We start from the raw sequence: 16002 nt of genomic DNA on the forward strand, positions 1-16002 counted from the left end.
GACGGGGTTATCCCCGTCACTTGCATTACAGAGAGAACAGCGTCGTAAAGCGCTTGAGGATGTCGCTGCGCGAGCCCGAGGACTCGCTTTTCGTGGGCAGCACCGTCAGCTCGTTCAATAGCGGGCGTTTCGCCTTGACGTCTTCGCGCGCGGGCATCAGCCACGCATCGGCGACCATCGCCTGGCCTTCCGGGGAGAGGACGTAATCGACAAAAGCCTTAGCCTCGTCGGCGTGCCGGGTCGATTTAAGGATCATCATCGGACGCGGCGCAATCACCGTGCCGCTGGCCGGGAAGATCACCTTAAGCGACTCCCCCTGGCTGATGTTGCCGTAGGAGACATAATCCACCGCACCAAACACCGCCGCTTTTGCCCCCTGCATCACGGGCGTAACCGCCTGCGCGTTCGGGCCGCTGACTACCATGCCGTTCTTTTTCAGCGCATCGAACAGCGCCCAGGCATTGTCGCCCATGCCGTTTTGTAGCCCGATCAGCAAATCCAGCGACGCGCCGGAGAGCGCCGGGTCCGGGGTGGTGACCTTGTCCCTGAAGGCGTCGGTGGTGAGATCCCGCCACTCCTTCGGCTCCGGCGTACCGCTTTTGGTATTCCAGACAATCCCTAACGCCGAGACGCCCTGCGCCACGTAATCCGCGGATTTCAGACCCGCCGGAACGTGTTGCGCATTGACGCTTTGATACGGCAGCAGCCAGCCGCGTTTGTGGAGGTCTTCCGCCGTGTCCCAGGAGGCGGAGATGAGGATATCCGCCTGCGGATTGGCCTGCTCTGCCTCCAGGCGCGCCATGACTTTTCCGGTGGTCGCCTGGAAGATATCGACTTTCACCCCGGTTTTCTGTTCAAACCCGTTAGCCAGATTTTTCGCGAGGGAACCCGGCCCCGCGGTGTAGACCGTCAGCGCATGGGCGCTGGAAACTGTAACAGTAGATAGCGCCATTGCGAGCAGGACTCCTTTTTTCACAGACATGGTGGCTTTCATGCAAACTCCCCTGAGGTTGAAATCAAACGATCGGCAGCCACGCTGCCAGCAGATAGATGCACGATGCGATCGGCGAGAATTTCAGCCTCCCGGCGGTCGTGAGTGACATACACGGCGGTGGTCCCGAGATGGCGTAGCAGCGTGGCCATCTCCTGACACAACGATCCACGCAGTTCGCTGTCGAGGTTAGAAAGCGGCTCGTCAAAGAGCAGGACGCGAGGTTCAGCGACTATCGCCCGGGCCAGCGCCACGCGCTGCTGCTGCCCGCCCGATAGCCCGGCAGGTTTGCGGTCAGCAAAGGCCGCTAACCCGACGCGGGAGAGCGCCTGCGCGACGCGATCCTCACGTTCCTGACGCGGGACATGGCGCATTTTTAACGGGAACGCGACGTTCTGCGCCACCGACATGTGCGGCCACAGGGCATAGTCCTGGAAGACCATGCCGATATCCCGCGCCTCGGGCGGCAGCGACCAGCCCGCTTTCGCAACCTGACGATCGCCAAAATGGATGTCGCCGCCGGCAGGCTGGGTTAATCCCGCCAGCAGCCGGAGTAACGTGCTTTTTCCGCAGCCTGATGGCCCCAGTAGCGCAACGACGCTGCCAGCCTCGATATGCAGGTCAATTTGATTCAAAACGGTGTGCGCGCCAAACGCGTACGAGACGCGGTTGAGCGTGATGGAGGTGAGCATATTGTGATCCTCTTTGGGATTTACTGCCCGCCACTGTAGGGTGCGAGTATGACGAACGCATGACGGTAGCGTTGCGGCTTGATTTCGACCGCCTTTCAGTCGTTTAATGCCGGAAAGCCTGCGCAGAGGAAATCCCATGAGCCCGTTTCGCCCCGTCGAGTTAACACACGCCAGCCGCCTGCTGAACCACGGTCCTACCGTACTGATCACCAGCCGCGATGAAACCATTGACCGCCGCAACGTTATGGCCGCTGCCTGGTCGATGCCTGTCGAATTTGATCCGCCCCGCATCGCGATTGTTGTCGACAAAAGCGCCTGGTCACGGGAACTGATTGAGCGCAGCGGGACATTCGGCATCGTCATTCCGGGTGTGGCGGCCGCCAACTGGACCTGGGCCGTGGGCAGCGTCAGCGGACGCGACGAAGACAAGTTCAACTGCTACGGCATTCCGGTCATCAACGGCCCGGTGCTGGGCCTGCCGGTAATCGAAGAAAAATGCCTGGCGTGGATGGAGTGCCGGTTATTGCCCGCCACCGCCGCAGCCGAGAAATATGACACGCTGTTCGGCGAGGTGGTATCTGCCGCAGCGGATGCACGCGCCTTTGTCGCCGGGCGTTGGCAATTTGACGGGGATAAGCTGAATACCCTGCACCATCTGGGGGCCGGAACCTTCGTGGCGAGCGGTAAAATGGTGAAGGCACCGGAGTGAGCGCGTGGAATATATCAGCCTGAAATATAACTATTTTCTATGGCATTTTATGTTTACCGACAGAGTTTAAAACAGAGGATATTTCCGGGGCTGTTGTTATAACAGCCTCTCAATAAGGAAATATCGATGTCATGGAATAAAGATGGCGCAATCTCATATGCGAAATCACACGCCCAATCTAAGAGCACGCTCATTACGGGACAAAGTTACCGAACCATCCAGCCCCATTACGAACTCTTCAGGCATGACTAAATAATCCCCCCGTCCTCGATCCAGATAGTCTGCATGATTACGTTGCGTCCGGGACTATTGCAGCCATTAAAGAATTGTATTCAGGAGACAGTAACGAAAAAGACATGCCCGATGCGGATATGTTCCTTAAATCGCAGGACTGGGATGAGGACTGGGATCAGATAAAGGTCCTGTATTCTGATTTTGATGCTGTGTGCACAAACGTGTATGTCGCATTTGGCAAGAAACAGAATCACGTTGTCGCAGATTGTCTCGTTCAGGAAAATGGGAAATGGAAAGTCCGATCGGCAACCCTGATTAAGTAATACGATGCGTCGAACCCATCCTGGCAAGAAAAAACGCATGGTAGCCTCAAGGCTACCATGCAATGACCTAACTCTTCGCACGCCGTGCAATGATTTCATCCGCTACATTTCGCGGCGCTTCGGCGAAATGGTCGAATTCCATCGTATAGGTCGCGCGTCCCTGGGACATCGAACGCAGCGTGGTGGCGTAGCCAAACATCTCTGCCAGCGGCACATCAGCACGAATGATTTGGCTGCCGTACTGCTCGGCCATTCCCTGCACCATACCGCGACGAGACGAGAGATCGCCCATGATATTTCCGGCGTACTCTTCCGGCGTTTCCACCTCGACATGCATCACCGGCTCAAGAATAGCCGGGTCCGCCCTGCGTGCGCCCTCTTTGAACCCGAGGATCGCCGCCATGCGGAACGCCATCTCCGAGGAGTCCACGTCGTGATACGAACCAAACGTCAGGGTCGCCTTCACGTCGACAACCGGATAACCGGCCAGCACGCCGCTGTTCATGGCTTCACGCAGCCCTTTCTCAACCGAAGGGATGTACTCACGCGGCACCACGCCGCCCTTGGTGGCATCTTCAAAGGTGAAACCACTTCCGGGTTCAGACGGCTCAAGGCTCAGCACAACATGGCCATACTGCCCTTTCCCGCCGGACTGCCGGACAAACTTACCTTCAATATCCTTCACCGCTTTACGCAGAGTCTCACGGTAGGTGACCTGCGGACGCCCGATGTTGGCTTCTACGCCAAACTCGCGCTTCATGCGATCGACAATGATCTCCAGATGCAGCTCGCCCATGCCGGAAATAATCGTCTGCCCGGACTCTTCGTCCGTGTGCAGGCGGAACGAGGGGTCTTCCGCAGCCAGACGCTGCAGCGCCAGCCCCATTTTTTCCTGATCGGCCTTGGTCTTCGGCTCGATCGCCAGCGAAATCACCGGGTCCGGGAACTCCATCCGCTCAAGGGTGATCACCGCATCGGGATCGGTCAGAGTGTCACCCGTGGTGACATCTTTTAGCCCCACGCAGGCGGCAATATCCCCGGTACGCAGTTCGTCCACTTCATGACGGTCGTTGGCATGCATCAGCACAATACGCCCGATGCGCTCTTTTTTACCTTTAACCGGGTTATACACCGCGTCGCCTTTTCTCAGCACACCGGAGTAAACGCGTATAAAGGTCAGCTGGCCCACGTACGGGTCACTCATCAGCTTGAACGCCAGCGCTGAGAACGGTTCTTCATCGCTCGGATGACGCTCGGCGTGCTGCCCTTTTTCATCAATACCATCGATGGCGGGCACGTCCAGCGGAGACGGCATCAGTTCGATCACCGCGTCCAGCATGCGCTGCACCCCTTTATTTTTAAAGGCGCTGCCGCACAGCATCGGCTGGATTTCACCGGCAATCGTCCGGATACGCAGCCCCTGGATAATGTCAGCTTCGTCCAGATCGCCCGTTTCAAGGTACTTATCCATCAGCGCGTCGCTCGCTTCCGCCGCCGCAGAGACCATGTTATCCCGCCACGTCTGCGCGGTGCTGAGCAGATCGTCAGGAACGGGCGCGTAGCTAAATGCCATCCCCTGGGTGGCATCATCCCACACGATGGTACGCATCTTGATGAGATCGACCACGCCGCTGAAATGCTCCTCGGCACCCACCGGAATAACGATCGGCACCGGGTTGGCCTTCAGGCGCTCCTGCATCATTCGCACCACGCGGAAGAAATCGGCCCCCGGGCGATCCATCTTATTGACGAACGCCAGGCGCGGAACGTGATATTTATTGGCCTGACGCCAGACGGTTTCCGACTGCGGCTGCACGCCGCCCACCGAGTCATACACCATCACCGCGCCGTCGAGCACGCGCATGGAACGCTCAACCTCAATGGTGAAGTCAACGTGCCCGGGGGTGTCGATGATGTTGATCCGGTGCGGTTCAAACCCACGGTCCATACCCGGCCAGAAGCAGCTCACGGCTGCGGAGGTAATAGTTATCCCGCGCTCCTGCTCCTGCGCCATCCAGTCGGTTGTTGCCGCGCCATCGTGTACTTCGCCCAGCTTGTGGCTCATCCCGGTGTAAAACAGGATGCGCTCGGTGGTGGTCGTTTTGCCGGCATCGATATGCGCGGAGATACCGATGTTGCGATAACGTTCGAGAGGGATGGGTCGGGGCATGATAAATCCTTAGTCATTAAGACATTTATGAGACGACCAGGATGGTCGTAGGTAACGTCGTTTGTTATAATAGTCCCATTGTACGAGTATTATCGAACTATTTTTTAACGGTTCACCTATTGTTCATATAGCTCAATCTGACATCAGATGCAGGAAAACGATGATCCCAAACCACCCGGAACCTGAACAAATACAGCTGGAAAATGTGCTCTTCGCCCTTGGCAATCCGCTACGCCTGGCGATCGTTCGCCGCCTCGCCGACGGCAGCGAACTGAGCTGTAACGCGCTGCGCCCGGCGGATGTGGTGAAATCCACCATGACCCACCACTGGCGCGTATTACGCGATAGCGGCGTTATATGGCAGCGGGCACAGGGACGAGAAAATATGATTTCACTGCGACGAGAGGATCTTGACGCCCGTTTTCCAGGGCTGATGGCGATATTGCTGAAGAAAAACTGACGTTATTATTTTATCAGCAATGTCGAAAGCCAAAACAGACGTTTTGCAGAACTACCGTGTGGGGAAATTACGTTGCCAAATGAGTCAGGCTTTACTGTCGTTGCTGATCATCTGGCAGGTGCGGGCGTTTAGAGTCGCTGCGTTGATTTAAATAACGTGCTGCAGTGCGGGCAAACAAGTTGGGCACCTTTTTGTACTCGGCTAAAGCTGTGTTCAGAATCTTTTGAACAATTTGGGCATGGGCATTTAACTAAATAATTACGACGAGCTAGCGTGTTTTTACGTCCAGACATAGGCATCTCCTGATTTAAGGGACTGCCACCATACACGTTTACGCCACCCGTTGCTTGCTTTTATTTTCCAGTGACTTGCCGTTTCGGACAAACCGGACGAGAGGGTTAATGAATATTGCCGGGCGGGATCCCGCCACTGCCCGGCAGAATAATTACATCGAGTAGCCCGGTTTTTTAATCAGTTCATCCATCTTCGGGCCAATCTCGGTATCCCAGACCTGCGCCTTCCAGTCATCCTGCTGCACCTGATTAAGCGCAACCGATATGGAGCCGTCTTTGCTGTTCAGATGGTGAATAATCACGTCGGCAATATCCGCTGCCAGCGCGGTTTTTTGCTCGTCATTTAGCTCGCGGGGAAAACATTTAATATCAACGTGTGGCATGGGCTGACTTCCTGTTGTGAGTGAGATTCCACGTTATCAGATAATTTCGTTAGCCTTTAACACCTTGTGCAGTTCAGGACGCTGGCACATCGCGTCGGCAATGGCCGTAATCTTTGGCGTATTGGCTGCAAACCAGTCATGACGCGGCCCCCAGGTGCGCATTACCACAATGTAGGCGTCAATCAGGGTCAGCTGCTCGCCAAAGGCATACGGCGTGGCTTTCAGGTGATTATCCAGCCACGCGTACAGCGTTTTGCGGTACGCGATACAATTGTCCTTCAGCTGTTCAGGGGCGTCCGGCGCCCAGCGTTCAGGATAATCGGCAAAGGTAAAAGTGGGATAGACATTGGCGACCAGCCAGATCAGCAGACGCTGAAACTGCGGGCGATCGGCGTGCCCGACGGGCGGCGCAAGATCGGGGCATTTGTCGAGCACCATCAGCGCTATCGCCGCCGTTTCGGTCAGGATCGTGCCATTTTCCAGCTCCAGCGTCGGGACCTGGCACAGCGGGTTACACTTTTGCAGCAGGTCGCGCTGCGGGCCGGGCCGATCGAATCCGTCCACGTTGATCGACCGGTAGGGAATGTCGGCCAGCGTCAGCATGATTTCACCGATCGCCGACCCCCAGCCGGGTACACCATAAAGCGTGATCATGTTGCCCCCTCAGGGTTCAAAACCCTAAGTGTAGAGCATGCTCAGTAGGTTATCCCTGGCGGATTGACCTGTGAATGGTCCACCGCTTCGCCCTCCTCACCCCAGCGTGCCAGCACCTTCTGATACTCCCCTCGCGTAATTGCCCCATCCAGCGCGGCCTGCAGGGCATATACCAGCCCGTTGCCTTTTTTGGTGGTGGTGGCGACGTAGGCTTTTTTGGGACCCAGGCCTACAACGCGGGTTTTACCCGTGAGCGCCGCTTTATAGGCCGAGACAGACTGCGGCCCGAAGAAAACGTCCGCCCTGCCGGACTGAATATAGAGATTGGCCGAGGCGTCATCCGTCAGATAAAGCGGCAGCGCTGGTGCGCGTCCGGCTCGCCTGTTCTCGTCGTTCCAGCCGAGCAGAATGCGTTCCTGATTGGTGCCGGAGCCAACGATCACTTTCTTGCCCGACAAATCCCCTGCGCCTTTGATAGACTGAATGCTGCTGGTGGATTTCACCGAAAAGGCCAGGGAATCGACGCGGTAGGTCGCAAAATCAAACTTCTCTTTGCGCTGCTCGGTCACAGCAATGTTCACCAGCGCCACGTCATAGCGCCCGGAGACAATCCCGAGCGGCCAGTCCTCCCATGCCGTCGGCACCAGTTTGAGTTTCAACCCCAGACTTCCCGCCAGCAGCCGGGCGATGTCCGGGTCGCTGCCGATGCGCGTGCGGTTATCGCTGGCAAGCAGCGCCAGCGGTGGCGAGTTAAGTGCCGAAATGGCGACGGTAAGCGTGCCGGGTTCAACAAAAGTATACGTTGCGGGGATCTTCGCCACCGCCTGCGGGTCAACCGCCACCGGCAGCGGTTGCTGGTTGGCATTCAAGTCAATGCTGGCATCGGCCGCCGTGGTAAAAATCAGCCCCAGCAGAAGTCCATATTTCATTCGCTCTCCTTACAACACTTTTGACAGGAACTGGCGGGTTCGCGGGTGCGACGGATGGTTTAACACCTCGTCGCTGCTGCCCTGCTCCACAATTTTACCATCGACCATAAACACCACCTGATCCGCCACTTCACGGGCAAACCCGATCTCGTGCGTCACCACCACCAGCGTCGTGCCGGAGCGGGCGAGCTTTTTGATCACGTCCAGCACCTCACCTACCAGCTCCGGATCGAGCGCTGACGTTGGTTCATCAAACAGCATCACCCGAGGGCGCAACGTCAGCGCGCGCGCGATGGCAATCCGCTGCTGTTGCCCGCCGGAGAGATGGCGTGACCAGGCATCGGCCTTGTCGCGCAGCCCCACCACGTCCAGCAGGCTGTATGCGCTGTCGATAGCCTCTTTGCGGCTGAGTTTTTTGTGCGCGATGGGCGCTTCAATCAGGTTTTCCAGCACCGTGAGGTGCGGGAAAAGATTAAAGTTCTGGAACACATACCCCACGTTGACGCGCTGTTTCAGGATCGCGTTCTCCTTCAGCTCGTAGAGTTTGTCGCCCTGACGACGATAGCCAACGTACTCCCCGTCTATCTGAATAAAGCCTTCATCGACGCGCTCCAGGTGGTTAATGGTGCGCAGCAGCGTCGATTTGCCCGAACCGGACGGCCCGAGGATCACCGTGACGGAACCGGGCGGGATCTCAAGCGAGACGTTATCCAGTGCCTTATGGCGGCCAAAGAATTTGCTGACGCCGGTGATGGAAATATGTCCTTCAGGAGAGGCTTGCATGGACGGGCTCCTGTACTGGGGTGTTGACGGAACGGGTACGGCGGGATGCGCGGTGATGATTTACGGCGGAGCGGCGTTCGCTGCGGGCAAGCCCGCGTTCCACGACATGCTGGATCGCTGACAGGACGGTGGTTATCACCAGATACCAGACGGCCCCGACCATCAGCAGCGGAATGACCTCCTGCGTGCGGTTGTAGATCATCTGAATGGTGTAGAACAACTCCGGCATTGCCAGGACGTATACCATTGCCGTGCCTTTGGCGAGGCTGATGATCTCGTTAAAGCCGGACGGCAGTATGGTGCGCAGCGCCTGCGGCAGGATAATGCGCACGGTGCGCCGCCAGGCCGGGAGGCCGAGCGCGGCGGCGGCTTCATACTGACCGTGATCGACCCCGAGGAAGCCTCCGCGAACGATCTCGGCGGTATAGGCGCTCTGCACCAGCGTCAGCCCCACCACGGCGGTAGAAAACTGCCCCAGCACGTTGATGGTCTCAAAGCGCCCCCAGAGAATATCGGTAAACGGCACGCCCAGCGAAAGGGTGTCGTACAGATAGGAGAAGTTATAGAGAATAATCAGCACCACGATCAGCGGCAGCGAACGAAACAGCCAGATGTAGGCCCACGCCATGCTGCTCAACAGCCAGCTGGAAGAGAGTCTCGCCAGCGCCAGCATCCCGCCGAGGAATACGCTCAGCACGGTGCCAATGAGCGTCAACAGCAGCGTCTGGCCGACGCCCTCCAGAATAACCGGATCGAAGAACCAGCGGGCGAAGACCGCCCACTCCCAGCGCGGGTTAAAGGCCACGGACTGGATCACCACGGCCAGGATAAACAGCGCGGCCACCGCGCCAACGGTGCGCAGCGGATAGCGCGCCGGGACCACTTTAATGGTTTCAACGTTGCTCATCGTCGTTCCTTATGCGGATTTGCTGAGCGCTTCGCGGATCAGCGTTTTGGTGAAACGCAGCCGGCCATCGAACGGCGGCTGGCTGTACTCTTCCGGATCGCGGTCAAGATCGAACTGCGGCTGATATCCCTGGCTAAGATACAGCCGTACCGCTTCCGGCTGGCGAAAACCGGTGGTGAGGTAAATCTGACTGTAGCCCGCCAGTGCCGCCCGCCGCTCCAGCTCCTGCACCACCCGGCCCGCCAGCCCCTGCTGGCGCAGCGTTTTGTCGGTCCAGATGCGCTTGATCTCCGCGGTGCGTTCATCAAAGGGTTTGTAGGCCCCGGTAGCGATAATTTTCCCGTCGCGTTCCAGCACGATAAACAGCCCCTGCGGTGCGAGATACCATTCGGTCAATTCTACCTCGGCGTCTTTCGAAAAGTAGTCCCCGTATCGGGCAGCGTATTCGCCGAATAACCCCTTGATGATGGGCTGAAGTTCGGCGTCTTCCGGCGATACATCACGAAATTGCTCGCGCATAATCCCCCCTTAATCGCCCAGACCTGTCGGGTTAACTTCAGAATTCGGGATACGTTCAACGCCTTCCCCCCAACGGTTGAGGACTTTGTCGTAATCACCGTTTTTAATCACGCCGTTTAGCGCAGTCTGCACCGGCTCAACCAGGCCGCTGCCTTTTTTCAGCGTTACCGCGATGTGCGCCGCCTTCGGCCAGCCGCCGTCGACGCTGCCGACCAGCTGGGTTTTGCCGCTCAGCGCCGCTTTCCACGCGCCAATAACGTTTGGACCAAACCAGGCGTCCGCGCGCCCGGATTGCAGCGCCAGGGTTTGCGCAGCATCGTCTTTGGTGTAGACCGGGGTGAACGGCTTAAGCCCTTTTTTCAGGTTTTCAGCATTCCACGCCAGCAGGATGGCTTCCTGATTGGTACCAGAGCCAACGATGATGCGCAGACCGGCGATATCTTCCGCCTTCTCAAGCGTTTTTATCGGGCTGGTCGATTTCACGTAGAAGCCCAGGGAATCCTTGCGGTAGGTGGCAAAATCAAACTTCTCTTTACGCGCTTTGGTGACGGTAATATTGCTAATAGCCGCGTCATATTTCCCGGACGCCACGCCGAGCGGCCAGTCCTCCCAGGAGGTCGGCACCACGTTCAGCTCAAGCCCCAGGCTATCCGCCACCAGACGAGCAATATCCACCTCGCTGCCAAGCAGCGTTTTGTTATCGTCGGCAAACACCGTCAGCGGCGGCTGGTTCAGCCCTGCCACGGCGACGGTAAATTTTCCAGGGACGGCAAAGTGATAGTCTTTCGGCAGCTGCGCTACCGCCGCGCTGTTTTTGGCAGTGTTAATTGGTGTTTTGTTGGCTTCCAGGCTTACGCCGGTGCCATTGATAGTGACATTCTCAGCCCAGACTGCAGGAGTAATGGCCAGCGCAAGCGCCAGAATAAGCGATGTTTTCTGCATAGCGGCGTTCTCTTATTGTTGTGTGAACTGATTTGTGGGTTCGTCTAAACCCAGACTGTCGCGCAGCGTGGTGCCGGGGTAGTCAGTACGAAACAGGCCGCGCGCCTGTAATACCGGCACGACATGGTCAACAAAGCGCGGGAAGGTGTCCGGCGTGCCGCCCTGAATGATAAAACCGTCGGCTGCATAGCCCTCGAACCACGCCTGAAGGCCATCCGCCACCTGCTCCGGCGTGCCGGAAAAGCGCGGGCGCGGGGATGCTGCTTCCAGCGCTACCTGACGCAACGTTAACTGGCGCTCAGCGGCATTACGCTTGATCTCATCGGTGGTGCTGCGAAAGCTGTTTTTACCTAAATCGCCCACGTCCGGGAACGGCGCGTCCAGGGGATACTGGCTAAAATCGTGGTGTTCAAAGTAGCGTCCAAGGTAATTCAGCGCGTCGGTAATGGACACCAGCGCCGCCGTGGTTTGATACTGGTTTTCCACGTCTTCAGCATCTTTGCCGACAATCACGCTCACGCCCTGGAAAATATGTAAATCCGACGCACGACGACCGTTATTTTCCAGTTGTTGCTTCACGTCGCGATAAAATGCTTGCGCTTCGTCTAGCGTTTCGTGGTGGGTAAATATGGCATCAGCGTGTTTCGCTGCCAGCTTTTTACCGTCATCCGACGCGCCCGCCTGAAATATAATCGGGCGTCCTTGCGGCGTGCGGCCAATATTCAGCGGTCCGGCAACCTGAAAGAAATCACCGTGATGATCGAGAGTATGCAGTTTATCCGGGTCAAAAAAGCGTCCGCTCGCTTTATCACGGATAAAGGCATCGCCTTCCCAGGAGTCCCATAACCCTTTCACCACGTCGAGATATTCATCAGCGATGCGATAGCGCAGCGCGTGTTCCGGGTGTTTCTCACGGGAGAAGTTTTTGGCTGAACCTTCCAGCGGAGAGGTCACTACGTTCCAGCCCGCGCGGCCATGGCTCAGATGATCGAGGCTGGCAAACTGGCGTGCCACGGTAAACGGCTCGCTGTAGGAGGTTGACAAGGTGCCCACTAATCCCAGTCGGGAAGTAAGACTTGCCAGCGCCGATAATACCGTCAGCGGTTCAAAGCGATTTAAAAAGTGCGGAATGGATTTCTCGTTAATATAAAGTCCGTCGGCGACAAAAAGAAAATCCAGTTTGCCCTCTTCCGCTTTTAGCGCCGTCTCTTTAACAAAATCAAAATTAATGCTGGCATCGGCGACGGCCGCCGGATGTCGCCATGCAGACATATTCCCTGATGCGCCGTGCAAAATAGTGCCCAGCCGCAGCTGACGAGTTGCAGACATATTCACCTCTTATAATTAAACGTGTTGCAGCGCTTTTTCCGCCAGCTGCGCAAAATAGGCGGCAGCGGGTTCAATTAACGCTTCGTCCGGGTTAAACGCCGGGTGATGTAAACCAAAGGGGCTGGCGCTGCCGATGCTGACAAACGCGCCGGGTATATTTTGCAGATACACCGCAAAATCTTCCCCGCCCATATGCAGCTCCGCATGATGGGTTTCGTAGCCCGCTTCTCTGGCGACCGAGGTGGCAAACGCCGCCCAGTGCTCGTCGTTAACCAGCGCGGCGGGTCCGGCATACCAGGTGATATCGATTTGGGCGTTAAAGGCGCTGGCAAACCCGGCGGCGATGTCGCCGACACGCGCTTTTACCTTTTGCTGCACGTCGCTGCGGTGAGTGCGCAGCGTCCCCTCCAGCTCAACCGTCTCCGGCAGAACGTTCCAGGTATTGCCCCCGGTGATGCGCGTGACGCTGAGCACCACCGAATCCAGCGTATTGACGTTCCGGCTGGCCACGCTTTGCAGCGCCGTCACCAGCTGACTTGCCAGCACGATGGCATCGTTGCCCTCGTGAGGACGCGCCGCGTGTGCGCCCTTGCCGGTAATGCGGATGGCGAAGCGATCAACGTTGGCGTAAAACGGCCCGCCGCGGGTGGCAAATTCACCAACCGGCAGCGACGGCTCGTTATGCATACCGAAGATGGCGCTCACGTCGCGTAACGCACCGGCACGGATCATGCTTTTCGCACCGCCAAAGTTCTCTTCGGCTGGCTGGAAGAGGATCCGCACTCGCCCGGCAAGCGAAGCTTCTCGGGCTTTCAGCTTTAGCGCTGCGCCAAGAATAACGCTGGTATGCACGTCATGACCGCAGGCGTGCATCACCCCCGGCCGCTGCGAGCTAAACGGCACGCCGCTGCGCTCCTCAATGGGCAGAGCATCAATGTCCGCCCGTAGGGCAATTAGCTTTTTACCCGACCCAATTTCCGTCACCAGTCCGGTTTGAAGGTCATAGGGCAGCGGCGCGATCCCAGCCTGAGTCAGCCACTGGCGCAGCCGCGCGGTTGTTTCAACCTCCTGACCGGACAGCTCGGGGTGCTGGTGCAGCTCACGACGCCAGGAAATTAGCTGTTCGCTAAGATTCATACCGTCACCGCCTTATTCAGTCTGGCCTCTGCCAGCAGACGAAGGGATCGCGTGCGGCGGGCACCTTCTGCAATCGGGGTATCGATGATGAACTCATCAATGCCCCACTGTTGATGCAAAGCTTCAAGCTGCGCCACCACCGCATCAGCCGTTCCGACCAGCAGAGACTGCGCCCGGCGGGCAATACGCAGCGGTTCGCTCCCGGCCTGACGCGCAAAGGCGTAGGCCTGCTCCTCGCTGGCTACCGTCACGCGCTGGCCGTTTGCCAGCTCAACGCCCCACACTTCCACCTTCTGCGCCAGGGCTTGTGCCTCGGACTGCGTCGTTGCCACGATGGCCTGCACGGCCACGATAACGTCAAGGGTGCTGTGCTCGCGCCAGGTCGCCACCACCTCGCGCAGTAGATCCGGATCGCCATTAAGATGAGCAGCAAAGACAAAGTGCCAGTCGAGCGATGCCGCAAGAAGCGCGCTTTCGACGCTGGCTCCAAGCAAAAAGCCCTGTGCGGGCAGCGGCGGCAGCGGCGTGGCGCGCACGGCCTCGTCCGCAGACTGATACTCAGGGCGAAGCCAGCGATCTAGCTGCGTGAGCTGATCGGCAAAGCTGCCTTTTTCCTGTGGGTTCAGGCCATGCTGTAGCGCTCGGGTAGAGAGCGGCAGGCCACCAGGCGCTTTTCCGACGCCAAGATCGACCCGTCCAGGGGCTAAAGCGGCCAGCAGGTTAAAATTCTCTGCCACCTTGTAAGGGCTGTAATGCTGAAGCATGACGCCGCCCGATCCGACGCGGATACGCCGTGTTTGCCCGAGGATCCAGGCAATCAGCAGCTCCGGTGAGGGGCTGGCAAGCTGAGGGGTATTGTGGTGCTCGGCAATCCAGAAGCGGTGGTAACCCAACGTTTCCGCCAGCTGCGCAAGGCTTAGGGTTCGCGCCAGCGCATCGGCGGCCGTTTCATTTTCCGCAACGGGGCTTTTATCCAGAATGCTGATTCGCCAGGACATGTTCGCTTCTCGTTTGACTTAACATGCCGTCATTATTAAAGGCGTATTTCATCGCTGAGAAACAATTAATTTACATTTGGTTTGCCGGAAATCAGATATACAAAACCATGCTAAGAATAAGGCCTTAGCGGTTTTTCCCGTCGGTGGTCAGGCCCCGGGGTACTGCTCGTCGGTGACTTTTTCCAGCCATTCCACCGGGCTGCCGTTAACCGATTCGGCAATCGCAATATGGGTCATTGCCGTTTCGGCGCAGGCACCGTGCCAGTGTTTTACCCCTGGCTCGATCCAGGCGATATCGCCCTGATTTAGCGGTTCGGCCTCTTCTCCCCACGCCTGCAGCCAGCCGCGCCCCTGGGTGACGATCAGCGTCTGCCCGAGCGGATGCGTGTGCCAGGCGGTGCGCGCACCCGGCTCGAACGTCACCGTTGCGCCGCCCACTTTTGCCGGTTCGGTTGCCTGGAACGGGGCGTCAATGCGTACGGTACCGGTAAACCAGGCTTCCGGCCCCTTCGCGGAAGGTAATGAACCACTGCGGATAATCTTCATCGTTGTCTCCTTTTTTTGCTGTTGAGGTAACAGTAGCGCAAAGCGCAGGCGAGCATTAGAGTGCATAATCAGAAAGGAACTATGAGACGAATTCATAAATCAGGGCGTCAGAATGCTTAAAGACAATTTTAACGATCTGCTCTCGTTCATGGTGGTTGCGCGGGAACGCAGCTTTACCCGTGCGGCCGCGCAGCTCGGGGTTTCCCAGTCGGCGCTCAGCCACGCGATGCGTAACCTGGAGGCGAGGCTCGAGGTTCGGCTTCTGACGCGCACCACGCGCAGCGTGGCCCCGACAGAAGCTGGTGAAAGGCTGTTGATGCGACTCAGCCCGCACCTGCTGGAGATTGAACAAGAACTCACTGCACTGCGTGATACCCGCGATCGACCCGCCGGGAATATTCGCCTGACCGCCGGGGAGCATGCGATGTCTGCCGTGCTGTGGCCGGTGCTTAAACCCTTTATGACGCAATACCCTGACATTCACGTCGAGGTTACGGTAGACAACGGGCTGACGGACATCGTTGACGGGCGCTTCGACGCGGGCGTGCGCCTCGGCGAACAGGTGGCAAAAGACATGATCGCCGTACGCATCGCGACGGATATGCGCATGGCGGTGGTCGGTTCAGCAGACTATTTTGAGCGTTACGGCACGCCTGATACGCCGGAACAGCTCCAGCATCACCGTTGCATCAATATGCGCCTGCCGACGCGCGGCGGTTTATACGCATGGGAATTTGAGCGCGACGGCCGCGCGCTGCGCGTGCGGGTTGACGGCCAGCTGACGCTGAACAATCTTCCGCAGCGTATTGATGCCGCCGAGAGCGGTCTGGGCCTCGCTTACGTTCCGGAAGATACCGTCCGCGAGGCGCTCGACCAGGGGCGATTACTCCGCGTGCTGGAGGCGTGGTGCCCGCCCTTTGACGGATACCACCTTTACTACCCGAGCCGCCGCCAGCACACCACCGCGTTCTCGCTGCTGGTTGACGCGCTGCGCTATCGGTAG

At 58.0% G+C, this 16002-nt stretch carries 16 protein-coding genes and 2 pseudogenes; 4 read left to right on the forward strand and 14 right to left on the reverse strand.

Annotated elements, in window-relative coordinates; all coding sequences use genetic code 11:
- Positions 1 to 25: 25 nt before the first annotated feature.
- Together QLG21_RS11505 and QLG21_RS11510 are read right to left on the reverse strand one after the other, a co-directional pair.
- Positions 26 to 994, reverse strand: a complete 969-nt coding sequence (locus QLG21_RS11505; RefSeq protein ID WP_282484444.1) for an ABC transporter substrate-binding protein — start codon at positions 992 to 994, stop codon at positions 26 to 28.
- Entirely contained in the window at positions 991 to 1683 is a 693-nt protein-coding gene (locus QLG21_RS11510) for an ABC transporter ATP-binding protein (RefSeq protein ID WP_282484445.1), read from the reverse strand. The genes QLG21_RS11505 and QLG21_RS11510 overlap by 4 nt, the downstream gene beginning before the upstream one ends.
- A gap of 136 nt (positions 1684 to 1819) precedes the next feature.
- Between QLG21_RS11510 and QLG21_RS11515 the strand changes: the two genes are divergently transcribed.
- Positions 1820 to 2392 (forward strand): flavin reductase family protein, encoded by a 573-nt coding sequence (locus tag QLG21_RS11515; RefSeq protein ID WP_088209147.1) that lies wholly within the window; start codon positions 1820 to 1822, stop codon positions 2390 to 2392.
- 257 nt (positions 2393 to 2649) lie between these two features.
- Positions 2650 to 2949, forward strand: a pseudogene (locus QLG21_RS11520) (DUF3828 domain-containing protein); the annotation flags it as partial.
- Between the two features lie 67 nt (positions 2950 to 3016).
- Here QLG21_RS11520 and fusA read toward each other — a convergent pair.
- Positions 3017 to 5119, reverse strand: a complete 2103-nt coding sequence (gene fusA, locus QLG21_RS11525) for an elongation factor G (RefSeq protein WP_282484446.1) — start codon at positions 5117 to 5119, stop codon at positions 3017 to 3019.
- A gap of 160 nt (positions 5120 to 5279) precedes the next feature.
- Here fusA and QLG21_RS11530 point away from each other — a divergent pair, with 160 nt between their 5' ends.
- Entirely contained in the window at positions 5280 to 5579 is a 300-nt protein-coding gene (locus tag QLG21_RS11530) for a helix-turn-helix domain-containing protein (RefSeq protein WP_006175413.1), read from the forward strand.
- A gap of 128 nt (positions 5580 to 5707) precedes the next feature.
- Here the strand turns inward: QLG21_RS11530 and QLG21_RS11535 are convergent, their stop codons facing one another.
- The 11 genes and pseudogenes from QLG21_RS11535 to QLG21_RS11585 all read right to left on the reverse strand — a co-directional run bounded on the left by QLG21_RS11535 (position 5708) and on the right by QLG21_RS11585 (position 14999).
- Positions 5708 to 5878: a YnfU family zinc-binding protein gene (locus QLG21_RS11535; protein ID WP_306417979.1), complete on the reverse strand. Its 171-nt coding sequence runs from the start codon at positions 5876 to 5878 to the stop codon at positions 5708 to 5710.
- 146 nt (positions 5879 to 6024) lie between these two features.
- Positions 6025 to 6255, reverse strand: coding sequence for a tautomerase PptA (gene pptA, locus QLG21_RS11540; protein WP_282484447.1), 231 nt, complete (start codon positions 6253 to 6255; stop codon positions 6025 to 6027).
- Positions 6256 to 6291: 36 nt separating this feature from the next.
- Positions 6292 to 6909: a glutathione S-transferase family protein gene (locus tag QLG21_RS11545; RefSeq protein ID WP_282484448.1), complete on the reverse strand. Its 618-nt coding sequence runs from the start codon at positions 6907 to 6909 to the stop codon at positions 6292 to 6294.
- A gap of 41 nt (positions 6910 to 6950) precedes the next feature.
- Positions 6951 to 7838 (reverse strand): transporter substrate-binding domain-containing protein, encoded by an 888-nt coding sequence (locus tag QLG21_RS11550; protein WP_101737680.1) that lies wholly within the window; start codon positions 7836 to 7838, stop codon positions 6951 to 6953.
- A gap of 9 nt (positions 7839 to 7847) precedes the next feature.
- On the reverse strand, positions 7848 to 8621 hold the full coding sequence (locus QLG21_RS11555; protein ID WP_282484449.1) for an amino acid ABC transporter ATP-binding protein: 774 nt from the start codon (positions 8619 to 8621) through the stop codon (positions 7848 to 7850).
- Positions 8605 to 9528 (reverse strand): amino acid ABC transporter permease, encoded by a 924-nt coding sequence (locus tag QLG21_RS11560; protein WP_137848658.1) that lies wholly within the window; start codon positions 9526 to 9528, stop codon positions 8605 to 8607. The genes QLG21_RS11555 and QLG21_RS11560 overlap by 17 nt, the downstream gene beginning before the upstream one ends.
- 9 nt (positions 9529 to 9537) lie before the next feature.
- A complete protein-coding gene (locus QLG21_RS11565; protein ID WP_282484450.1) occupies positions 9538 to 10047 on the reverse strand; it encodes a GNAT family N-acetyltransferase in 510 nt (169 codons plus the stop codon).
- Positions 10048 to 10056: 9 nt separating this feature from the next.
- A pseudogene (locus QLG21_RS11570) lies at positions 10057 to 12318 on the reverse strand (NtaA/DmoA family FMN-dependent monooxygenase).
- Between the two features lie 15 nt (positions 12319 to 12333).
- Positions 12334 to 13455 (reverse strand): M20 peptidase aminoacylase family protein, encoded by a 1122-nt coding sequence (locus QLG21_RS11575; protein ID WP_282484451.1) that lies wholly within the window; start codon positions 13453 to 13455, stop codon positions 12334 to 12336.
- Positions 13452 to 14453 (reverse strand): LLM class flavin-dependent oxidoreductase, encoded by a 1002-nt coding sequence (locus QLG21_RS11580; protein WP_282484452.1) that lies wholly within the window; start codon positions 14451 to 14453, stop codon positions 13452 to 13454. The genes QLG21_RS11575 and QLG21_RS11580 overlap by 4 nt, the downstream gene beginning before the upstream one ends.
- A gap of 147 nt (positions 14454 to 14600) precedes the next feature.
- A complete protein-coding gene (locus QLG21_RS11585; protein ID WP_058608733.1) occupies positions 14601 to 14999 on the reverse strand; it encodes a cupin domain-containing protein in 399 nt (132 codons plus the stop codon).
- A gap of 112 nt (positions 15000 to 15111) precedes the next feature.
- On the opposite strand from QLG21_RS11585, the gene QLG21_RS11590 reads away from it, so the two are divergent.
- Complete coding sequence (locus QLG21_RS11590; protein ID WP_282484453.1) at positions 15112 to 16002, forward strand: LysR family transcriptional regulator; 891 nt, start codon at positions 15112 to 15114, stop codon at positions 16000 to 16002.

Source organism: Enterobacter sp. V87_3 (assembly GCF_029967835.1).
In the GTDB taxonomy this organism is placed as follows: Bacteria; Pseudomonadota; Gammaproteobacteria; order Enterobacterales; family Enterobacteriaceae; genus Enterobacter; species Enterobacter cancerogenus.

What these genes read in the sequence shown, in the direction of transcription:
- QLG21_RS11505 (WP_282484444.1), bottom strand. Translation starts at nt 994, where the DNA reads ATGAAAGCCACCATGTCTGTGAAAAAAGGAGTCCTGCTCGCAATGGCG.
- QLG21_RS11510 (WP_282484445.1), bottom strand. Translation starts at nt 1,683, where the DNA reads ATGCTCACCTCCATCACGCTCAACCGCGTCTCGTACGCGTTTGGCGCG.
- QLG21_RS11515 (WP_088209147.1), top strand. Translation starts at nt 1,820, where the DNA reads ATGAGCCCGTTTCGCCCCGTCGAGTTAACACACGCCAGCCGCCTGCTG.
- fusA (WP_282484446.1), bottom strand. Translation starts at nt 5,119, where the DNA reads ATGCCCCGACCCATCCCTCTCGAACGTTATCGCAACATCGGTATCTCC.
- QLG21_RS11530 (WP_006175413.1), top strand. Translation starts at nt 5,280, where the DNA reads ATGATCCCAAACCACCCGGAACCTGAACAAATACAGCTGGAAAATGTG.
- QLG21_RS11535 (WP_306417979.1), bottom strand. Translation starts at nt 5,878, where the DNA reads ATGCCTATGTCTGGACGTAAAAACACGCTAGCTCGTCGTAATTATTTA.
- pptA (WP_282484447.1), bottom strand. Translation starts at nt 6,255, where the DNA reads ATGCCACACGTTGATATTAAATGTTTTCCCCGCGAGCTAAATGACGAG.
- QLG21_RS11545 (WP_282484448.1), bottom strand. Translation starts at nt 6,909, where the DNA reads ATGATCACGCTTTATGGTGTACCCGGCTGGGGGTCGGCGATCGGTGAA.
- QLG21_RS11550 (WP_101737680.1), bottom strand. Translation starts at nt 7,838, where the DNA reads ATGAAATATGGACTTCTGCTGGGGCTGATTTTTACCACGGCGGCCGAT.
- QLG21_RS11555 (WP_282484449.1), bottom strand. Translation starts at nt 8,621, where the DNA reads ATGCAAGCCTCTCCTGAAGGACATATTTCCATCACCGGCGTCAGCAAA.
- QLG21_RS11560 (WP_137848658.1), bottom strand. Translation starts at nt 9,528, where the DNA reads ATGAGCAACGTTGAAACCATTAAAGTGGTCCCGGCGCGCTATCCGCTG.
- QLG21_RS11565 (WP_282484450.1), bottom strand. Translation starts at nt 10,047, where the DNA reads ATGCGCGAGCAATTTCGTGATGTATCGCCGGAAGACGCCGAACTTCAG.
- QLG21_RS11575 (WP_282484451.1), bottom strand. Translation starts at nt 13,455, where the DNA reads ATGAATCTTAGCGAACAGCTAATTTCCTGGCGTCGTGAGCTGCACCAG.
- QLG21_RS11580 (WP_282484452.1), bottom strand. Translation starts at nt 14,453, where the DNA reads ATGTCCTGGCGAATCAGCATTCTGGATAAAAGCCCCGTTGCGGAAAAT.
- QLG21_RS11585 (WP_058608733.1), bottom strand. Translation starts at nt 14,999, where the DNA reads ATGAAGATTATCCGCAGTGGTTCATTACCTTCCGCGAAGGGGCCGGAA.
- QLG21_RS11590 (WP_282484453.1), top strand. Translation starts at nt 15,112, where the DNA reads ATGCTTAAAGACAATTTTAACGATCTGCTCTCGTTCATGGTGGTTGCG.